The following is an 18037-nucleotide window of genomic DNA, read 5'->3' as shown; positions in this document are numbered from 1 at the left end:
ACGGGTGTTTTTGTTGCTAACGGGTGTGTGAGCAGGTGCCGATCACAGCGCGGGCCACCGCTTGAGCAGACAGAAATGGCGAGGCCCCAAGATTGGGAGCCTCGCCATTTCTGTGTTTGCAGCGTCAGCCGATTAACGGCAGAACCAGTGCCAGCGACGCCAGCTGCCTAGCGTCGGCCGCCGCAAGCCAAACGCAACCTCAGCCGCGCAGAGCGCTGAGTGTGAAGTCGATGCAGTCGAGCAGTGCCTTGATGTCTTCCGGCGGAACCGAAACGAAGGTGGCAATGCGCAGCTGGTTGCGGCCCAGCTTGCGGTAGGGCTCAACGTCGACAACGCCGTTGGCGCGCAGCGTCTTCGCGATCTCTGCGGCGTCGACGGATTCGTCGAAGTCGATGGTGCACACGACGTTGGAACGGTCGTCCGGGTTTTCCACGAACGGGCGTGCGACATCGCTCTTTTCAGCCCAGTCGTAGACCAAACCTGCCGATGTTGCGGTGCGCTCGGCAGCCCAAGCCAGACCGCCGTTGCCGTTGATCCAGTCGATCTGCTCGGCCAGCATGATGAGCGTGGCCACGGCAGGGGTGTTGTACGTCTGGTTCTTCGCCGAATTGTCAATGGCCGTAACCAGATCCATCGATGCGGGGATCCAACGGCCGAAGCTCTTCAGCGACCGGGCGCGTTCAATTGCACGCGGGCTCATAATGGCAATCCACAGACCGCCGTCGGAGCCCATGTTCTTCTGCGGCGCAAAGTAGTAGACATCGGTTTCGGCAATGTCGACGTCGAGTCCGCCGGCAGCCGAAGTCGCGTCAATGACAACCAAAGCGTCATCGGCGATGCCTTCGGGCCTCCGCACGGGTGCGGCCGCGCCGGTCGAGGTTTCGTTGTGCGGCCACGCGTAGACGTCAGCGCCGTCAACCGCGGTGGGTACAGCAACCGAACCCGGCTGTGCTTCGAAAACAGCGGAGTCGTCGAGGAACGGAGTCGTGTCGGTGGCCTTGGCGAACTTGCTTCCGAATTCGCCGAACGAACCGTGCGCGGCCTTCCTGCGCACCAGTCCGAAAGATGCGGCGTCCCAGAAGGCGGTGGAACCGCCGTTGCCGAGCACCACCTCGTACCCCTCGGGGAGGTTGTACAGTTCGGTCAGTCCGGCGCGGATGCGTCCGACGATGTTCTTCACGGGCGCCTGACGGTGCGAGGTGCCCATAACGGTTGTGGCAGCGTCTGCCAGGGCGGTCATCTGTTCGGGGCGAATGCGAGCGGGGCCAGCGCCGAAACGGCCGTCGGCGGGCAGCAGCTCTTCTGGAATCGTGATCACGCTTTCATCGTAGTCAGGCCCGGCTCGCTGGTCGGACAGGCCCCGTGCGCGCCGTGGGCGCGCGGGTAGTCTTGGAACATGATCGACATCCCGGATTCCCTGGCCGAACTCGCACAGCAGCGCATTGAATACGGTGCTGACGATCTTGACCATCTTGAGAAGACGCCGTTTGAACAGTTCGCCGCGTGGTACGACTATGCCCATGACCACCTGCGCGAACCCAACGCGATGGTTGTTGCCACCGCGGATGACACGGGTCCAACCGCCCGCCTGGTGCTGTTGAAGAGCTTTGATGAGCGCGGCTTCGTCTTCTACACCCACTACACGTCCCCCAAGGGCACGCAGCTTGCGCAGTCACCGCGTGCCTCGCTCGTGTTCCCGTGGCACGAACTCAGCCGCCAGGTGCGGGTGCGGGCTGTTGTCGAGAAGGTCTCGCCGGAAGAATCGGATGCCTATTTCGCACAGCGTCCGCGCGGTTCGCAGATTGGGGCGGTCGCTTCCCACCAGTCCCAGCCGGTGCGCAGCAGGTCTGTTCTTGAGAAGCGCTATCAGGATGTCGAGGCGGAGCTTGCCGGCCGCCCGGTCGAACGGCCGGATACGTGGGGCGGGTATCTGCTTCGTCCCTTCGAGGTCGAGTTCTGGCAGGGCATGGAGAACCGGATGCACGACCGGTGCGTTTTCACCAGTCGTTCGGGCGGTCCGGCAGATTTGGCGGACGCGTCCCAGTGGTCGGTTGCCCGCCTGGAGCCGTGAGTGCCCGCCTGGGGCCGTGAGTGCCCGCCTGGAGCCGTAGGCCGCTGCGGGGAGTGCTGGGTGTCGGCCTGCCGAGCACAGGCCCACCGAGCGCCGACCACCGCTCCGCAGCCGCAACAAGCTGAGCCTCCCCACGTATACGCCTGTGCGTATATTTGTATAGTCAGCCTTCGGACTCGATGGTGAACGGAGAAGCATGCAGGATCTGATCGACACTACGGAGATGTATCTCAAGGCCGTTACGGAACTTGAAGAGCAGAAGGTCGTGCCCCTGCGTGCTCGCATTGCGGAGCGTTTGGGCCATTCTGGCCCGACTGTGTCACAGACCGTTGCGCGTTTGGAGCGCGATGGCCTTCTGATTGTCGGCAGTGATCGTCGTCTGGAGTTGACTGCGGAGGGCCGTGAGCTCGCGACGAGCGTTATGCGCAAGCACCGCCTGGCTGAGCGCCTGCTGTCTGACGTCATCGGCTTGGAGTGGCCCAAGGTGCACAATGAGGCGTGCCGTTGGGAGCACGTGATGAGTGACGAGGTCACGGAGAAGCTCGTTGCGATCCTGCCGGATGCCACCACGAGTCCGTACGGCAACCCGATTCCCGGTGCGGATGTTGAGGCTGATGATGCCGCGCTTCCGGCTTCTGAGCTTTCGCTGCGCGCGGGTGCTAAGAGGGTGCGGATTGTGTGCTTTGCTGAGCCTTTGCAGGTGGATGAGGATCTGCTGGCCCAGTGCGAGCGCACTGGGGTTGTTCCGGGGGCCGAGGTGGAGGTCTCGGTGGCTGGGGACTACGTGACTTTCGCTGTTTCCGGGAATGACGAGGTGCTGGATCTGCCTTCCGAGATGGCTGAAAACGTCCTCGTTATCGTTGTGTAACAGGAATTACACCACTTTATAAAGGTCTCTGACCTGCATAAACGCTGCTCTGCGCAGACTCTCAGCTTCCTGGGCGTTATTTAAATGTGACTTTTAGGTCTCGGTTGTGTAACGTTCCGTTCTGTACTTCGCAGGATTTCGACGTTCAGGGAGAATCACGTGGCTCAGAAGAAGCGCGGACGCAGGGCGGCTGACACCAAGGTCAGGACCCCACTGTCTGATCTGACGGACCTCCTCCGCTCTGACTCCAATGTCCTCGGCAAGCGCGCCGCTGTTGCGGCTGCCGGTGCCGGTCTGGCTCTGAGCGTTGCGGTTCCCACGGTTTCGGAAGCCGGTAATGAAGCCGAAGCAGAGGCTGTTTCCGCACCCCCCGCTGAAGACGACTTCAAGGCGCAGGACAAGGTTGTTGTCGAAGGCAAGGCTGATGGAGCTCTTGCCGGTGCTGCAGAGGTTTCGGCTGTCACCGCTTCGAAGGCTCCTAAACCTGCTCCGACGTCCGATGATGCTGGCGGCGCGGCTGACTCTGTTTCCGATTCTTCGGATGATGCGGCTCCCGCTTCGGGGCCCAAGGCCCAGCAGGTTGTTTCGATCGCCAAGAGCTACGTGGGCACCCCCTATGTATGGGGCGGAAAAACACCTTCCGGCTGGGACTGCTCCGGCTTCACCCGTTATGTCTACGGCAAGGTGGGTGTGAGCCTGCCGTCCGGTTCGAGCGCGCAGAAGGGTGCGGGCAAAGTCGTTCCGCGCTCTCAGGCGAAGCCGGGCGACCTTATGTGGCACCCCGGTCACGTGGGCATCTACGCCGGAAACGGCAAGATGGTCGACGCCCGCAATAAGCGCAAGGGCACGGTTTACACCTCGGCATCGTGGATGAGTGACGCCATCTTCATCCGGGTTCTGTGACGCTTTCTCAACACAAACGCGTCTGACCGTGACCAAAACGCCGCAGAAACCTGAGAATTCCAGTCGGAAACCTGAGAGTTTTTCACTTTCCGTGATCTTAATGTGATTTTCTGTTGCAAGTCCGTTATTGTCTGACGAGTGCAAGCGAAAGCCCGTCAGGGCTCAGCGAACAAGATTTGGAGAACACGTGGCTGTAAAGAAGCGAGGACGTCGCGCCGCCGACACCAAGGTCAAGACGCCTCTGACTGAAATTACAGAAGCTCTGAGCGCCAACTCGGGTGCTCTTGGCAAGCGCGCGGCTGTTGCCGCCGCTGCGGGTGGCCTGGTCATTGCGGCTGTTGCCCCGACCGAATTCGGTGATGGTGATGCCAACGCTGAGGCAACGGCGCAGGCTTCGGAGGGTGACGCCGAGGAAACCAGCTCGCAGGCCGGCTTTACGGTTGACGCTGTTGATTCAAAGGCTCCCGTTGCTGGTGCCGCTGTCGCATCTCCCGTGACGGCGACCAAGGCTCCGGAAGCTCCGGTTGAAGCTCCCGCCGCTGGTGACGGCGCGGCTCAGCAGAACTCGAACTCGACTGGCGGTTCGTCTTCGAACTCGACCGGCACCTCGGCATCGGAGTCGAGCAGCAGCTCCTCCTCGAAGGGTGCGAAGAAGTCCGGCGGCGCATCGAAGAAGGTTTCGGTGCCGGATGGCCCTAAGGCCCAGCAGGTCCTCGCTATTGCGAAGCAGTACGTGGGCACCCCGTATGACCTCGGTGGCACCACGCCATCCGGTTGGGACTGCTCCGGTTTCACCCGCTACGTCTACGGCAAGGTCGGCGTCAAGCTGCCGCGCACCTCGGCTGGTCAGCGCAATGCCGGCAAGACGGTTCCACGTTCGGCTGCCAAGCCCGGCGACATCATCTGGTCGCCCGATCACGTGGGCATCTACGCCGGCAACGGCATGATGTACGACGCTGGCAACCCGCGCGTCGATACCTCGTACCGTTCCATCAACTGGATGGTCGCGGACGGCGCCAAGTTCATTCGCGTTCTCTGATCTTCCAGAATCTGAGTTTTCAGCACAGACCCCGAGCCTGAGTGCTCGGGGTTTTTGCTGTCTGTGCGGCCTTTCGACACCTGCAGTTCACGTCGATGTCGTTGACGCCGGCGCTGTTGTGTGTAGCGTGGTTTTCGTCACGTCGTGCTGGCCGAGTACGACCTGAACCTAGGTGGAACTGATGAAGACCCTCGTTCTGAACGCCGGATACGAGCCGATGTCGGTAGTGTCCTTTAAGCGGGCGGTTGTTCTGGTTCTGGCGGGCCGCGCCACGGTCCTGGCAGCTTCCGGAGCTCGCGTTCGCAGCGAACACCTCGATATTGAACAGCCGGCTGTTATCCTTCTGACTCGGTACATTCGCCCGCCAGTGGGCAGGGTGACGCAGCCGTCACGCAAAGCTGTGCTGCGGCGCGATCACAACAGATGCGGATACTGCGGGAAGCCCGCGGGAACCATCGACCACATCCTTCCGCGGTCACGCGGTGGCCAGAACACGTGGGAGAACCTGGTTGCCTGCTGTCGCGACTGCAATAACCGCAAGGCCGACAGAACACCGCAGGAAATGGGGTGGCAGCTGCAGGTGACGCCCAGACCGCCGGACTATGGCAGCTGCTGGCTGCGCGATCTTGAGCGTCCCGCCCCGGCCTGGCAGCCGTTCCTCAACCTGGCAGAACATGGTGAGCTGACTTCGGTCGCATAGTGTGCCACTGCACACTCTGCGGGGTTGGCCGATAGAATTGCAGTATCAGCAGGCGCATGCCTGAGCCAACCGATGTAAGAGGACCTGCAGTGTCACCTGAGAACAATCTTCCGGACGTCGCAGACGCCCAGGCCATCGTTGTCGGCATCGACGGTTCCGATGCGAGCCTCAATGCCCTCGACTTCGCGGTCAGCGAAGCGAAAGCCACCGGCCGTTCCATCCGTCTGGTCGGCGCGTACACAATCCCGTCGGTCGCCGCGGCGACAATCGACGTTTCCTATGTGCCGATTGACGATGCCGCTGTGCGTGCGGCAGTCACCGAATCTTTGAAGTCCGCGGCCGAAAAGGTCAAGAGTGCCGGTGTTTCTGTCGAAGCAGTTATTGAAATCGGCGACGCGGCGGGTGTTCTCGTGGACGAATCCGCGCAGGCGTCGCTGGCTGTTGTCGGTTCGCGTGGCCGCGGTGGTTTTGCCGGTCGCCTGCTGGGTACTGTGTCCTCCGCGCTTCCTGCTCACTCGCACTGCCCGACGATCGTGGTGCCCGTCGGCTGGTCGAAAGATCAGGAGCGTGTGCCCAAGCAAACGTCGTCATTCCCGCTGGCTGACTCTGCTGGTACGCACTTCCAGTTCGACGAAGAATCCGAAACGATCGAAGGGCCGAACTTTGAAGGCCGCGTGGTTGTGGGCGTCGACGCCATGGGCAAGGAATCGCCCGCGCTGTGGAAGGCTGCCGAACTTGCCCAGGAACGCGGCACTCCGCTGACCGTCATGGGGGTCATCACCACCTCGATCGTCGGTCCGGAATGGCTGCCCAGCACGGAAGAGCTCAAGAAGTTCGTTGAGCGCGGAACCGACAAGCTCGAAGCCGCGTGCAAGTCTGTGCGCGAAAAGCACCCGAATCTTGAGGTCGGTTGGATGCTGCTGGACGGCCAGCCCTCAGAGGCTCTTGTTCGTGCCTCTGACACGGCGGACATTCTGGTAGTCGGCACGCGTGGCCGCGGTGGTTTTGCCGGTCTGCTGCTGGGTTCGACCTCGCAGTCGGTGCTGCCGTACTCGCACTGCCCGACCATGGTGGTCAGCGTGAAGCGCGACTGATTTCGCTTCCGCTCGCAGCTCAGCGCGTGAGTGCAGTGCTGTGAGCGTATGAGGACAGCCGGCCGGCGGATGCCCGGTCGGCTGTCTCAGTTTCGAGGAGTACAGTTACTCCTGTTCCCCCATACTCCATTTTCAGTAGGACTTGCTGTGCGCTTTTCTTCTGTTGGCTGCATTCTGGCGGCCTCGCTTGTCTTCTCCGGCTGCGCCATCAAAGGCGGTGACAAGCCGGGAGCCCAAGTTTCGCAGGACGATGTGACGATTCCTGCCGAGCGTGTGAAGGACGAACTTCCGGGGCTCCTGCGCAGCTACGCGGTGCAGACACAGGAGGCTTCGGTCAATCTGTTCGGCATTCCGGGCCAGGAATCGCTGAACGAGGCACTGGAAGAAGCTGCTCTGAAGGCGCTGGAGGAAGCTGGCGCGTTCAAGGGTCGCAAGGCCTTCCAGCCGGAGGTCACTGCACCGGAGAAGCGCTGGGACGAAGCCGAATACCTTGCCCTTGATGGTCTGTCGGCTGAGGGTGAAAGCACGGAAGCCTCTGATGCGGGCAGTGCTGGCGGCGCGGGCGGCGCAGGAAGCACTGCTGGCAGTGAGTCCAGTGAAGCCGGGGGAGAGGCTGCTTCACAGCCGACCAGCGGTGCGGACAGCAGTGATGGCAGTGGTGGTTCGGCGGCAAGCGTGGAGTCCCACATCGTCGGTGCTGGTGGCGATTTCCTCGTTACCCAGCTGGATGTGCGTGCGGGCGGCACCACCACCAGTCAGCAGTTTTTGACGGACACGAAGAACAACGCCACTGAGCCGATTGACTCGATCAAAGCCGAAGGCGTTGAAGGTCAGATTGCTGTCGCAGGGGACACGATCACTGTTGGCGATGAGGAAGCCGGTGACGACAAGCTCAGTGAATCCGGGAAGAACCTCGCCGGGGTGCTGGGCAAGGGCCTGACCATCGAGGCGAAGGAAAACCCGTACCTGCCTGACTTCACGTGCGCGCTTCTGCCGTGTGCGGCTATCACCTATGACGATGGCCCGGCTGACGAAGCGCTGACCAAACGCCTGGGTGACGCTCTTGACGAAGCTAAGGTGCGGGCCACATTCTTCGAAATTGGGCGCAATGTGGAGAATCTGCCGGAGAATACGCGTCTGCTGTACGAAGCCGGCCACGAAATGGAAAACCATTCGTTCACGCACCCTGCTCTGAGCAAGCTGTCGGCTGACAAGCAGAAGTCGGAGATCGACAAGACCGACAAGGCTGTGTACGACGCGATTGGTGAGTACCCAACCATGCTGCGTCCGCCCTACGGCGCTTCGAACAAGAGCTTGGACACAGTGACGCAGGGTGACGGAACGCTCGGCGAATCAGCTGGTGCGAAGACAACCGCCGAACCGACGGGGCAGGCTGAGAGCAGCGGCGCGCCCACGGGCAATGAATCGCCGGCTGGAAATCCGTCGGGCGACAGTTCGGACCAGAACAGCTCTGACCAGCCGACGGCCGGTGGCAAGGCCAAGAAGGCCGGCGGTGTGAAGACCGACCACGGCAAGGCACTCATCATGTGGGATGTCGACACCCTCGACTGGCAGCACCGCGACCCCGACTACGTAACACAGGTGGCTCTGTCGAACACCAAGCCGGGCTCGATTGTGCTGTTGCACGCTATCCACCCGACGTCTGTCGATGCTTCGCCCAGAATCTTCTCCGGCCTGCAGGACAAGGGCTTCTACCTGGTGCCGGTGGGCTACATGTTCAAGGACATGAAGCTCGAAGCGGGCAAGGAGTACTTCTGCCGCGGCTACCACGGTCAGCTGTGCTCGACGCCAGAACACCCGTACGTGGAAAAGGAAAGCTGACCGCTCGCCCTTCTGCTCTCACGTGCAAAAACTCGAGGAATCCATGTCGGATTCCTCGAGTTTTTGACCACCAGAGCAGAGTTCGCTCCGCGGCGCCCCCGGCAGGATTCGAACCTGCGACACCCGCTTTAGGAGAGCGGTGCTCTATCCCCTGAGCTACGGGGGCAACGCGGAACAGTTTAGCGGACATCGCAGGTGCGAATGACACCGCGGTGTCCCCACCCTCACCCGACCCCGGTACGAGGTGCCGCTCCTGGGGCCAGGGAACCTCCACCTCGGGCTCAGTGCGAGGTGCCGCTCCCGTGGCCAGGGAGCCTCCACCTCGTGGGTGGGGCGGTGGGGTTTCCACGCTCGCACCCTCCAGGCGGCTACCACCGGGTAGCAACGAATCTGCGCTTTAGCAGTTGTTGCTAAGCCGCAGATCCCGGCTAAGGGGAGTCTGCTTACGGCTAACGGGTGTTTTTGTTGCTAAGGGGTGTTTTCTGTTTCTGGGGTGTACGAGGTGTCGCTCCCGCGGGCAGTGGAGTGCTCGGTAGGGAATGACGAGGTGTCGCTCCCGCGGGCGCCGACCTTCTCCTGGGGGCCGGAAGCTGAGATCCCTGAGTGCCGATTCCGGATGCTGAGAGTGACGAATGCGACAGTGGGCTAGCCTGTGTGGTCGGACTTTTGGCGCTGAACGCTGCGCCCGCAATGTGATTCCAAGACGTACACAAGGAGATGCCCATGGCTGAGTCTGCAGCCGATTCCCATTCTGCTGCCGGCGGCAGCGGTGATAAGGCCAATGCAACGACCGTCAAAGCGGATTCGAAAAAGGTGCGCTGGACGAACGTCGGCCGTTTTGCGGGTGCGTCGATCGCGTACCTGATCGGCTCTGGTTTCGCGACGGGTCAGGAGACCGTGCAGTTCTTCGCGTCCTTCGGGATTGTGGGCATGTTGGGCGGTGTCATTTCGACCCTGCTGTTTATGACCGTCGGTGCGCTCATCATGCGCAAGGGCCACGAACTGCAGCTGGAACTGTCTTCCGAGGTGTTCACTTACTACGTGGGCCGTTTCCTCGGCACGGTGCTTGAGTGGTTTGCGGTGCTGTACTCGTTCTCGGTTGCCGTCATCATGGTCTCCGGCGCGGGTGCGGTGCTCAATGAGCTGACCGGTCTGCCCAACTGGATCGGTGTTGTCGGCATGGGCCTGCTGGGCTTGGCCACCGTTCTGGCCGGCCTGGAGCGTCTGGTGGACATCATCGGCACCATTGGCCCGGTCATCATTGCATTCACGGTGGTTGTCGGAACGATCATCTTTGTGCGCGACTTCGGCGAGCTGGGCAATCAGCCGATTTTCGGCAGCCTTCCCGAGGCGGCACAGAGCGCGCAGATCACGGGCCACTTCGCGTGGTCTGCGGTTCTGTACGTCAGCTTCAACATTCTGTTGGGCATGGTGTTCTTCTCGCAGCTGGGCAAGGAGGCTACGAGCACGCGCGAGGCGGGGATTGCCGGCGCTCTCGGCGGCCTGGGTCTGGGCATTGGTGTTCTCATGATCACCCTGGCCATCCTGACCAACCTCACGCTGGCGCTCGACAAGGAAGTTCCGACCCTGGCTCTGGGGCAGACGATCCACCCGGCTGTTGGCGTGGCCTTCGCCGTTGTTGTCATGTTGGGCATCTATTCGACCGCGACCCCGCTGTACTGGGTTGTGAAGAATCAGGTGATGGGCTTTGTTCCGCGCAAGTGGAACGTTGTTGTCACTGTCGTCATCTGTATTGCGCTGATCGCCTGTGGCTTCCTGCCATTCAGCGTTCTGGTCGACAAGATCTACGGAACCGTCGGCTACGTGGGCTGTGCGCTGATCATCGTGATCATTGTGCGCACAATTTACGATTCGGTGCGCAAACGCCGCGCCGCCTGACCGCCGCGCCTAACACGAGCACCGCCAGAACACGACCAGCGCTTGACGCTGCTGCGCGCCCCCTGAGCCCGCCACGCTTTGCGGCTTAGGGGGTTTCGCGCGCTTAGGCGGTTAGGGTGGATGCGTGGCAGATCAAGCAGAAACGCAGAGGGGAATCAGCGACGTCTTCGCTGAATGGACAGCGCGTGCCGAAAAACTCGGCGGGCGCGACACCATGCTGCGGTACCGAGAGTCCCGCGATGGCTCTCTTGATCTTTCGACCGCCCACCCTTCGGGCATTGCACAGCTCATGGCGGGCAGGCCCACGCGCCTGACCAGCCTCATCCGCGATGAACAGCAGCGGCAGGATGCGGGTCGCCGTGCCCGTTCAATTGCCGAAAAGGCCCGTGAACTGCGGATTGAACGCAGCTTTTCTGCCGCCTACCTCGCTATTGGCGCTGTGCGCTTTACCCAGCGTTTGTCCGGTTCGGGCCAGCAGGTGCACGCACCGCTGGTTCTGCGGCGGGTTGAGATCCGCCCTGTCGGCCGGCGTGAGGACGACGTTGAGCTGACTCTTGACGACACGATCTCAATCAACCCCGCTTTTGTTGCGTTCTTGCGCTCTGAGTTGGGCATTGAGGTTGATGTTGACGAATGGCTCGAGTCCACGGGCGGTCCCCGCCGCTTTGATGCCCGCCCGGTGCTTGAGCGGGTGCGCGAAGCCACTGTTGACTATCCCGGTCTGACCGCAGAGTACAGCCTGTTCGTGTCGACCTTCGCGAATGTGGCATCGGCTATTGGCTCCGCCGACATTCCGCAGGACCACCCGATTCTTGCGCGCATGGCCCAGGCTGTTCTCGACGCCGAAAAGGCTGAACCCGCCGAACCGCCCACCTCCACCGACTCTGGCACCCCGCCCGCAGACACCCCAGACGAAGATTCCCCCAAGAACGACACCGTCCCGCTGCTCAGCGGCGGTGTCACCCCTGATGAGGCCGGTTCGACTGACGAAGAGGAAGGCCGCAAGCGGACCGTCGATACCGCCTCGAGCGCGGACACCCTGATCGCCTCTTTGAGCGCTTCCGTGTCAGCTGGGACGCAGGATGTCGGCATTGCCGGCCAGCACGGTGCCGATGGCTCGGCACCCGGGTCAGAAACCTCGCCTTCGGAAGCTGACGAGGCGCCGCTCACCTCTTCCGCGGATTCCGCAGCTGAAGCTACCGGTGGGGAAGGGGCCGTGAAGCCCAGCCCGGCTGAGCAAAGCCCAGCCGGCACCACCCAAACCGACCCCAGCGAAACCGAGGACAGCCAGCGCGGTGCCGCGCGGCGTCTGGCCATTCGGCCCTTGGAAGACCGCGACCCGCGCGATGAGTTTCTGGCGCTTGATGTTGATGGCGACCAGCAGGCGGTTGTCAACGCGATTATGGAGCGCTCGAGCGCGGCGGTTGATACTCCCGCTGGCACGGGTGCCACGCAGGTGGCGGTTGCCGCGGCAACGAGTTTGGCGTTTGCCGGTCGGCCCAGCCTGTTTGTGGCCAATGACTCCGACACGCTCGATGACTACCGGGATCGTTTCGCGTCCGCCGGGCTGGCGGGCTTTGTGGTGGATGCGCGTCGCAGTCGTTCGGCGGTGAAGAAGCAGCTGATCGCCATGATTTCGCAGGCGGAAAAGGCTGCGAAACCGGACATCGACGATCTTGTTTCGCGTCTGCGCAAGCAGCGTAAAAAGCTGACGAAGCACGCCAAATCGCTGCACGAACCGCGCCGTCCGTGGGGCATTTCGGTGTACTCGACGATGGAGCACCTGGCGGATCTGACCTCTGCTGAGAACAGCCCGCGCACCGAGGTGCGTCTGCCGGTTGGCGTTATGCGCATGTCGCAGGCGCAGCGCTCCGAGCTGCGCAGCCAGCTGGTCCAGTTGGCGAAGCTGGGCGAATTCACCCTCGGTGTTGAGGACACCGTGTGGTTTGGCGCGCGCTTCGACACGGCCGCGCAGGCGGAAAAGGCGCGCGTGACGGCTGAACGCTGTGTTGACGCTCTGCCGAAGCTCACCCGGATGATGCGCACCGCGCTGGAAGAATCCGGTGTGACGGCCGGCTGGACGATGGCCGAATGGGCCGACAGCCTGGCGCTGCTGCGTTCGATTGACAGCAGCATGCGCACGTTCATGCCGGAGGCCTACCGCGAAGATCTCGACATGCTGATTGACGCGACCGGTTCGGTTGAATACCGCCGCGATCACAACGTTGATATGGGTGTTTTTGAGCGCGGCAAACTCAAGCGCCACGCGCGTTCCCTTGTGCGCAGCGGACTGGCTGACGTCGACGTGCACGAAGGGCTTAAGACGCTGCGGGATCAGCTGCAGCAAACTGAGCGGATCACCGGGCGGGCCAACATTCCCAGCCTGCCGTCGAACCTGGCGGAAGTATCGGACCTGTTTGACCGCGTGGCCGCGGATCTTGATTCTCTTGCCCCCATCCTGGCGGACACCCCGGACGGGGGAGACCTCGATGCGATGCACATCGGGGAACTCGAAGCGCGCCTTGCTGCCATGGCTGATGACCGAGCCGCTCTGGACGACCTCCCGCGCCGCACGGGCTTGCGCCGTGACCTTGAAGCTGCGGGACTGCGCGAACTGCTGTACGACCTGCGCAGTCGCCGTGTGCGCCCGGAGGAAGTCGGCAGCGAATTCGATCTGGCCTACTGGGCGACGGTTCTGCAGCAGATGGCGGCGGCTGACCCGCAGGTCGGCGAACACGACGGCGATGCCCTGCACCGCCTGGCCGCCGATTTCCGTCGCACGGATGCGGCGTTTGTGTCCGCCGGAGCTTCGCGTCTGCTGTATGCGCGCGCTGAAGCCTGGCAGCAAGCCATTGCGGATTACCCGGAAGAAGCGGCCCTCCTGCGGGCTGAGTTGCTGGGCGAGGGGCTGAACCTCAGCCGCCTGGCCGCCGGCGCCCCGCACGTTCTGCTGGCCTTGGCGCCGGTGTGGATGATGAGCCCGGTGAGCGTCCCCGACACCTTTGGTGACGCCCTTGCCCGGGTGCCGGCAGAGGACCGGGTCGGTGGCACCTCGGGTGCGGAAAACAAGACAGAAGAACCAGGTGCCGAGGGCACCTCGAGTGATGGCACCTCGGGAACTGCTGAGGGTGCGGAAGACGAGACTAACCCGGCAGACGGCGCCAGTCCGGCTGGCGAGACTTTCGAAGACGAGTTCTCCGGCGAGTTCGGCACGGACCCGGCCCTGGTGGAGCGGGCTCTGTTCGACACCGTGATCATCGGCGATGCCGCGCGGGTGTCGGTGCCGGAAGCGCTCGTGCCGATCGCGCTGGCCAAGCACACGCTGGCCCTGGGTGACGACAAGCTGCTGGGGCCCACGGAGTTCTCCGTGTCAGCACAGCGGCGGACCGGTACACAGCCCGAATCAGCTGGCCTGAGCGTGTTCGAAGCACTCACCCCGGTGGTGCCCAGGCTGCGTCTGCACACGAATCACAGGGTGGTTCCGCAGGAGATTGCGGGTCTGCTCAACGATGTCATCTACGACGACAAGCTCGTGTCCCTGCCGATTGCGGATGCGGGTGCGCCCACGGGTCTTGCGTTCATTCACGTGGACGGGGGAGAGGGCAGCCCGGATTCGGCTACCGGCCAGGTGGAAAGCCCCGATGTCGAGGTTGCCGAGGTGGTGCGTCTTGTTTTCGAACACGCGCGCACCAGCCCGGAGCAGACACTGGGCGTTATTGCGCTCACCCCGTGGCACGCACGCAGGATTGCGCTCGCGGTTGCCCGCCAGATGCCGCGCTATCCGGAGCTCAAGGCGTTCTTCTCGAATGAGGGCGACGAACCGTTCGTCATCACGGATGCTTACCGCGCGCAGACGCTGTCGCGCGATGCGGTGATCTTCACCGTCGGCTGGGGTCGCACTCTGGCCGGCCGGATGCTGTACAGCTTCGGTGAACTTGCGCAGCCGGGCGGGCAGAAGGTGCTCGCTGCTGCGGTCACGCCGGCTAAGCAGCGGTTGACGGTTGTTTCGTGCCTCCACCCGGACGAGTTTGATCGGTCCAGGCTGCGGCACGGTTCGGCGCTGTTGCCGGTGCTGTTTGAAGCGGCTCGGTCGGGTTCATCGTTCATTGAGAAATCGCAGGATGAGCGGGGGCGCTCACCGTTGATGGCTGATCTTTCTGCACGTCTGCACGCTAAGGGTCTGGAGCCCGTTGACAACTACGGTGGGCTGGATCTTGCGGTGCCGCTTGTTTCGCAGGCTGGTTCGCGCATGGTCCTGGCTGTTGAGGCCGACGGGCTGGACTACACAACCTCGCCTTCGCTGCGTGAGCGTGAGCGCCTGCGCCCGCTGAGCTTCGCTCGCCGCGGCTGGACGTTCCTGCGTGTGTGGTCGACTGACGCGTTCATTGACCCGCAGGGCCAGACCGACCGGATCTACCAGGCGTGGGCTGATATTGCTGCGGAAGAAGACCCGGAAGCTCTGCAGAGGGCTGAATCTTCGGCTGAGGTTGCGACTGAGGCTGGGGCTGGTGCAGGGGCTGACGGCCGAGGTGCCGGTTCGGCTGGTGCTGGTGGGCAGCCGGGTGAGGCTGCGGGTGCTGCCGATCAGTCGCAGGCTTCCGCGGAGCAGCCGCAGACTCCAACCGAGCAGGCTGCTTCGCTGAGCGCTTCGCCCGAAGCGGCAGTTGAAGATCAGGTGATGCCGGCATATGACACGGGTCTGCTGCGCGATGCGGATCTGATTGACGCTGGTCTGCGTGAAGACGATGCAGATGGCGAAGAAGACGCTGGTGAAAAATCTGTGTCCGGCGGGAATGTTGGCTCGGGCAGCGCAGATTCTGCTGACCGGGACTGAGTGTGTCGTGACTGAAGGTTCTTCAGGGGAGTCGCACTCGGGTGACGACAAAGTTTGTGGTGCGGCACCTCGTGCGGGTACAGCCGCGGGCGAATCGTCCAGCCGTGAGGCGGACCCCAGCAAAGTGACCCGCAGCGCCGCTGATGAGGCCAAACGTCAGGCGCGCATCGCCGCGGCGAAGGCTGCGTACTTGCGCACTGTGCGCAATGAGTCGGGGCAGAGTGCCGGTGGGTCGAATGACGACAGGCTGTTGGCTGATCGTCCACCCCACTGGGCACCAAAATCCCGCTGACGACCGCCTCTGTTTGTTGCTGAATCAGCAGGGCGGGGTGGGATCGTGCTTCGGCGCACCCGTTAGATGGAATCTGCGCTTTAGTCACTAAAACACCCGTTAGAAGCGAATCCACGCTTTAGCCACACACACAATGGACTTGCCCCCCGTTAGCCACAGCGAGACTCCCTTTAGCCGGGATCTTCGCTTTAGCCGCAACTGCTAAGGCGTGGATGTGTTGCTAAAGCGTGGGGTGGGTGTTGGGACGCTGCTGCAGGCGGGGCATGAGGTGGAGGTTCGGGTCTGGCTGGGTTGGCACCTCGTGGTTTTCAGCAGTTCTCACCTCGTTCAGCCAAGAAAAACACCCGTTAGATGGAATCTGCGGCTTAGCCGTAAATACTCCCGTTTGCCGCCGCGAGACTCCCTTTAGCCGTAAATACTCCCGTTAGCCACAGCGAGACTCCCTTTAGCCGGGATCTTCGCTTTAGCCGCAACTGCTAAGGCGTGGATGTGTTGCTAAGGCGTGGGGTGGGTGTTGGGAAGCTGCTGCAGGCGGGGCACGAGGTGGAGGTCCGGGTCTGGCGGGGATGGCACCTCGTGGTTTTGGGTGTGGAGGCAGGGAAAAACGCCCGTTGGCAACTAATCCACCCGTAAGAAGCGAATCCACGCTTTAGCCACAAAAACACCCGTTTGCTGCAGGGAGACTCCCTTTAGCCGGGATCTGCGGTTTAGCCGTAAATACTCCCGTTTGCCGCCGCGAGACTCCCTTTAGCCGTAAATACTCCCGTTAGCCGCGGGGAGACTCCCTTTAGCCGGGATCTTCGCTTTAGCCGCAACTGCTAAAGCGTGGATGTGTTGCTAAAGCGTGGGGCGGGGTGGGATGCAGCGTTGACATATCTTTGCGAACACAAAAATGCTGATGCCCCGAGCATTGTGCTCGGGGCATCAGCATGTAATTCAGGTGTCAGCGCTCAGCGCTGATCCTCAACCTCAGTGACGGGGCGAGGAGCTCGAACCGTCGTCGAAGTTCACGTTGTTGCCTTCTTCGGTCGCGTCGCCGGCAAGCGAGCGGCCAGCAAGCAGGTCGCGAATTTCAGCAAGCAGTTCTTCCTGAGTGGGCGGAACGTCTTCGTCTTCGAGTTCGCCGGTGTTGCGCAGGCTGTTGAGCTTGTTCATCGGAACGATGATGACGAAGTAGACGATCGCTGCAACGATGATGAAGTTGATGGCCGCGGTGATAACAGCACCGAAGTCCATGAACGTAGCCTTGTTGCCCGAGACGATTTCGAAGCCGAGGCCCTCCATGTCCGGCGGGCCTGCAACGGCCAGCATCGGCTGGATGAGCTTGGTCGAGATCGCTTCGACAATTGCGGTGAACGCAGCACCGACGATGACAGCGGTTGCCAGTTCGACAACATTGCCGCGCAGAATAAAGTCGCGGAAGCCTTTGAGCATTGTTTTCCCTTTCGCAGTCCTGGTTTCTGAACAGGACACTGCTCGAGACAGATACTCTTTAAGTTTAGGCTGAAAATCGGCCGAGTTTACAGGGTTTCATCCCTTCGCCGCGTGCAATCTGTCACAGGATCACAGCTTTTTGTGACCCTCGTCCTGTTCAAGCGAGCAAATGGGGTCGTATGCACCAGCGAAAGAGTGCTCACCGCCAACCTCACAGGGCCCCGCTGACACCGCAGGCCCCGTCGCCAGCCGGTCATTGCACGATTGCGAAGCTCAGCATGTCCGGCGGGATCGTTGCAAGTCGGGCCGCTTCGTCTGGCGTGACAGCCAGTGTCAGAACGAGTTTGCCGTCATCAAAAGCACCACCGGACGGGCGAGACACTCCCGTAACCACGGCTGATTGCACAACTGCGGAATTGTTCTTCACAAGATCCTTCGCACCTGAACTACCAGCACCGCCGCTGTTCTTCCCGCTGTTTTCGTCCGCGGCGCCGCCCTGTGCACCTGCATCCGCACCTGCCACCGTGTCGAACCCTGCAGCTCCATCGAAGCCGCCACCCTGTGCTGAATAAATGCGCACTTTGCTGCCGGTTTGGATTATCGAAGCTGCCGCCGGGTCTGCCGCGGGCACCGGCACCAGGACTGTTCCTTCCGGTGCGGTGCCCTTTTCCAGCAGAGAGTCATCCGTAATAGGAGTGCCAGCAGACAGAGCCCCGGCAGCGTGCGCCCCGATCACCGCGTCAATGGAGTTGTGAGCGCTGTCGGGAATGAGCGCTGGAGGATACGTGCGGACGTCGAGATCGGCCGACGTGATTTCCTCTCCTGCCGCAAGACTCGTGGCAGCAACCACAACGGGCTTGCCAGACGTCTGGGGGATGACAGCCCAGACAGCGATCAGCGTGGCAAGTCCCACCAACAGCGGGGCGAGGACCATTCGGTGCGCTCGCACTGTTCGGCGCAGAGAGGCAAGGCGTTCAGACATGCCTCCAGTGTGTGCTCACCCAGAGGCCGACACGCGAGGAAAACAACAACTGTGACCTATAGTCGCGAACCGGTCCGAC

General features: G+C 62.2%; 13 protein-coding genes and 1 tRNA gene. 10 read left to right on the top strand and 4 right to left on the bottom strand.

From position 1 onward, the window contains the following. Positions 1-199 precede the first annotated feature (199 nt). Complete coding sequence (gene serC / locus HMPREF3087_RS03770; protein WP_176745000.1) at positions 200-1318, bottom strand: phosphoserine transaminase; 1119 nt, start codon at positions 1316-1318, stop codon at positions 200-202. Between the two features lie 78 nt (positions 1319-1396). Between serC and pdxH the strand changes: the two genes are divergently transcribed. The 7 genes from pdxH (at position 1397) to HMPREF3087_RS03735 (ending at position 8517) form a co-directional block, all read left to right on the top strand. Then, on the top strand, positions 1397-2071 hold the full coding sequence (pdxH, locus tag HMPREF3087_RS03765; protein WP_070428201.1) for a pyridoxamine 5'-phosphate oxidase: 675 nt from the start codon (positions 1397-1399) through the stop codon (positions 2069-2071). Positions 2072-2267: 196 nt separating this feature from the next. Continuing rightward, on the top strand, positions 2268-2939 hold the full coding sequence (locus HMPREF3087_RS03760; protein ID WP_062020516.1) for a metal-dependent transcriptional regulator: 672 nt from the start codon (positions 2268-2270) through the stop codon (positions 2937-2939). A 159-nt stretch (positions 2940-3098) separates the two neighbouring features. Next, positions 3099-3842 (top strand): C40 family peptidase, encoded by a 744-nt coding sequence (locus HMPREF3087_RS03755; RefSeq protein ID WP_070428112.1) that lies wholly within the window; start codon positions 3099-3101, stop codon positions 3840-3842. Positions 3843-4029: 187 nt separating this feature from the next. Continuing rightward, the gene (locus HMPREF3087_RS03750; RefSeq protein ID WP_070428111.1) at positions 4030-4881 is read left to right on the top strand and encodes a C40 family peptidase; all 852 of its coding nucleotides are present in this window, start codon (positions 4030-4032) and stop codon (positions 4879-4881) included. 181 nt (positions 4882-5062) lie between these two features. Further along, on the top strand, positions 5063-5581 hold the full coding sequence (locus tag HMPREF3087_RS03745; RefSeq protein ID WP_061942025.1) for an HNH endonuclease: 519 nt from the start codon (positions 5063-5065) through the stop codon (positions 5579-5581). An 89-nt stretch (positions 5582-5670) separates the two neighbouring features. Further along, positions 5671-6675, top strand: coding sequence for a universal stress protein (locus HMPREF3087_RS03740; protein WP_070428110.1), 1005 nt, complete (start codon positions 5671-5673; stop codon positions 6673-6675). 147 nt (positions 6676-6822) lie between these two features. Beyond that, the gene (locus HMPREF3087_RS03735; RefSeq protein ID WP_070428109.1) at positions 6823-8517 is read left to right on the top strand and encodes a polysaccharide deacetylase family protein; all 1695 of its coding nucleotides are present in this window, start codon (positions 6823-6825) and stop codon (positions 8515-8517) included. 93 nt (positions 8518-8610) lie between these two features. Here HMPREF3087_RS03735 and HMPREF3087_RS03730 read toward each other — a convergent pair. Next, positions 8611-8683 (bottom strand) — tRNA-Arg (locus HMPREF3087_RS03730). A gap of 557 nt (positions 8684-9240) precedes the next feature. Between HMPREF3087_RS03730 and HMPREF3087_RS03725 the strand changes: the two genes are divergently transcribed. From HMPREF3087_RS03725 to HMPREF3087_RS10490, 3 genes are all read left to right on the top strand, one after another. Then, positions 9241-10416 carry a YkvI family membrane protein gene (locus tag HMPREF3087_RS03725; RefSeq protein ID WP_083272015.1) on the top strand — a complete coding sequence of 392 codons (1176 nt, stop codon included), beginning with the start codon at positions 9241-9243 and terminating at the stop codon, positions 10414-10416. A 124-nt stretch (positions 10417-10540) separates the two neighbouring features. Then, entirely contained in the window at positions 10541-15250 is a 4710-nt protein-coding gene (locus HMPREF3087_RS03720; protein ID WP_070428108.1) for a DUF4011 domain-containing protein, read from the top strand. Positions 15251-15257: 7 nt separating this feature from the next. Next, positions 15258-15542, top strand: coding sequence for a hypothetical protein (locus HMPREF3087_RS10490; protein WP_141738860.1), 285 nt, complete (start codon positions 15258-15260; stop codon positions 15540-15542). Positions 15543-16511: 969 nt separating this feature from the next. On the opposite strand, the gene mscL is transcribed toward HMPREF3087_RS10490, so the two are convergent. Next, the gene (gene mscL, locus HMPREF3087_RS03715) at positions 16512-16976 is read right to left on the bottom strand and encodes a large conductance mechanosensitive channel protein MscL (RefSeq protein WP_070428107.1); all 465 of its coding nucleotides are present in this window, start codon (positions 16974-16976) and stop codon (positions 16512-16514) included. A 253-nt stretch (positions 16977-17229) separates the two neighbouring features. Continuing rightward, complete coding sequence (locus HMPREF3087_RS03710; RefSeq protein WP_070428106.1) at positions 17230-17958, bottom strand: SAF domain-containing protein; 729 nt, start codon at positions 17956-17958, stop codon at positions 17230-17232. Positions 17959-18037: the final 79 nt, after the last annotated feature.

It is taken from the genome of Brevibacterium sp. HMSC22B09 (assembly GCF_001806795.1).
In the GTDB taxonomy this organism is placed as follows: Bacteria; Actinomycetota; Actinomycetes; order Actinomycetales; family Brevibacteriaceae; genus Brevibacterium; species Brevibacterium ravenspurgense.
Note: the sequence above shows the minus strand (reverse complement) of the source record. Positions and strands in the feature narration are given on the sequence as shown.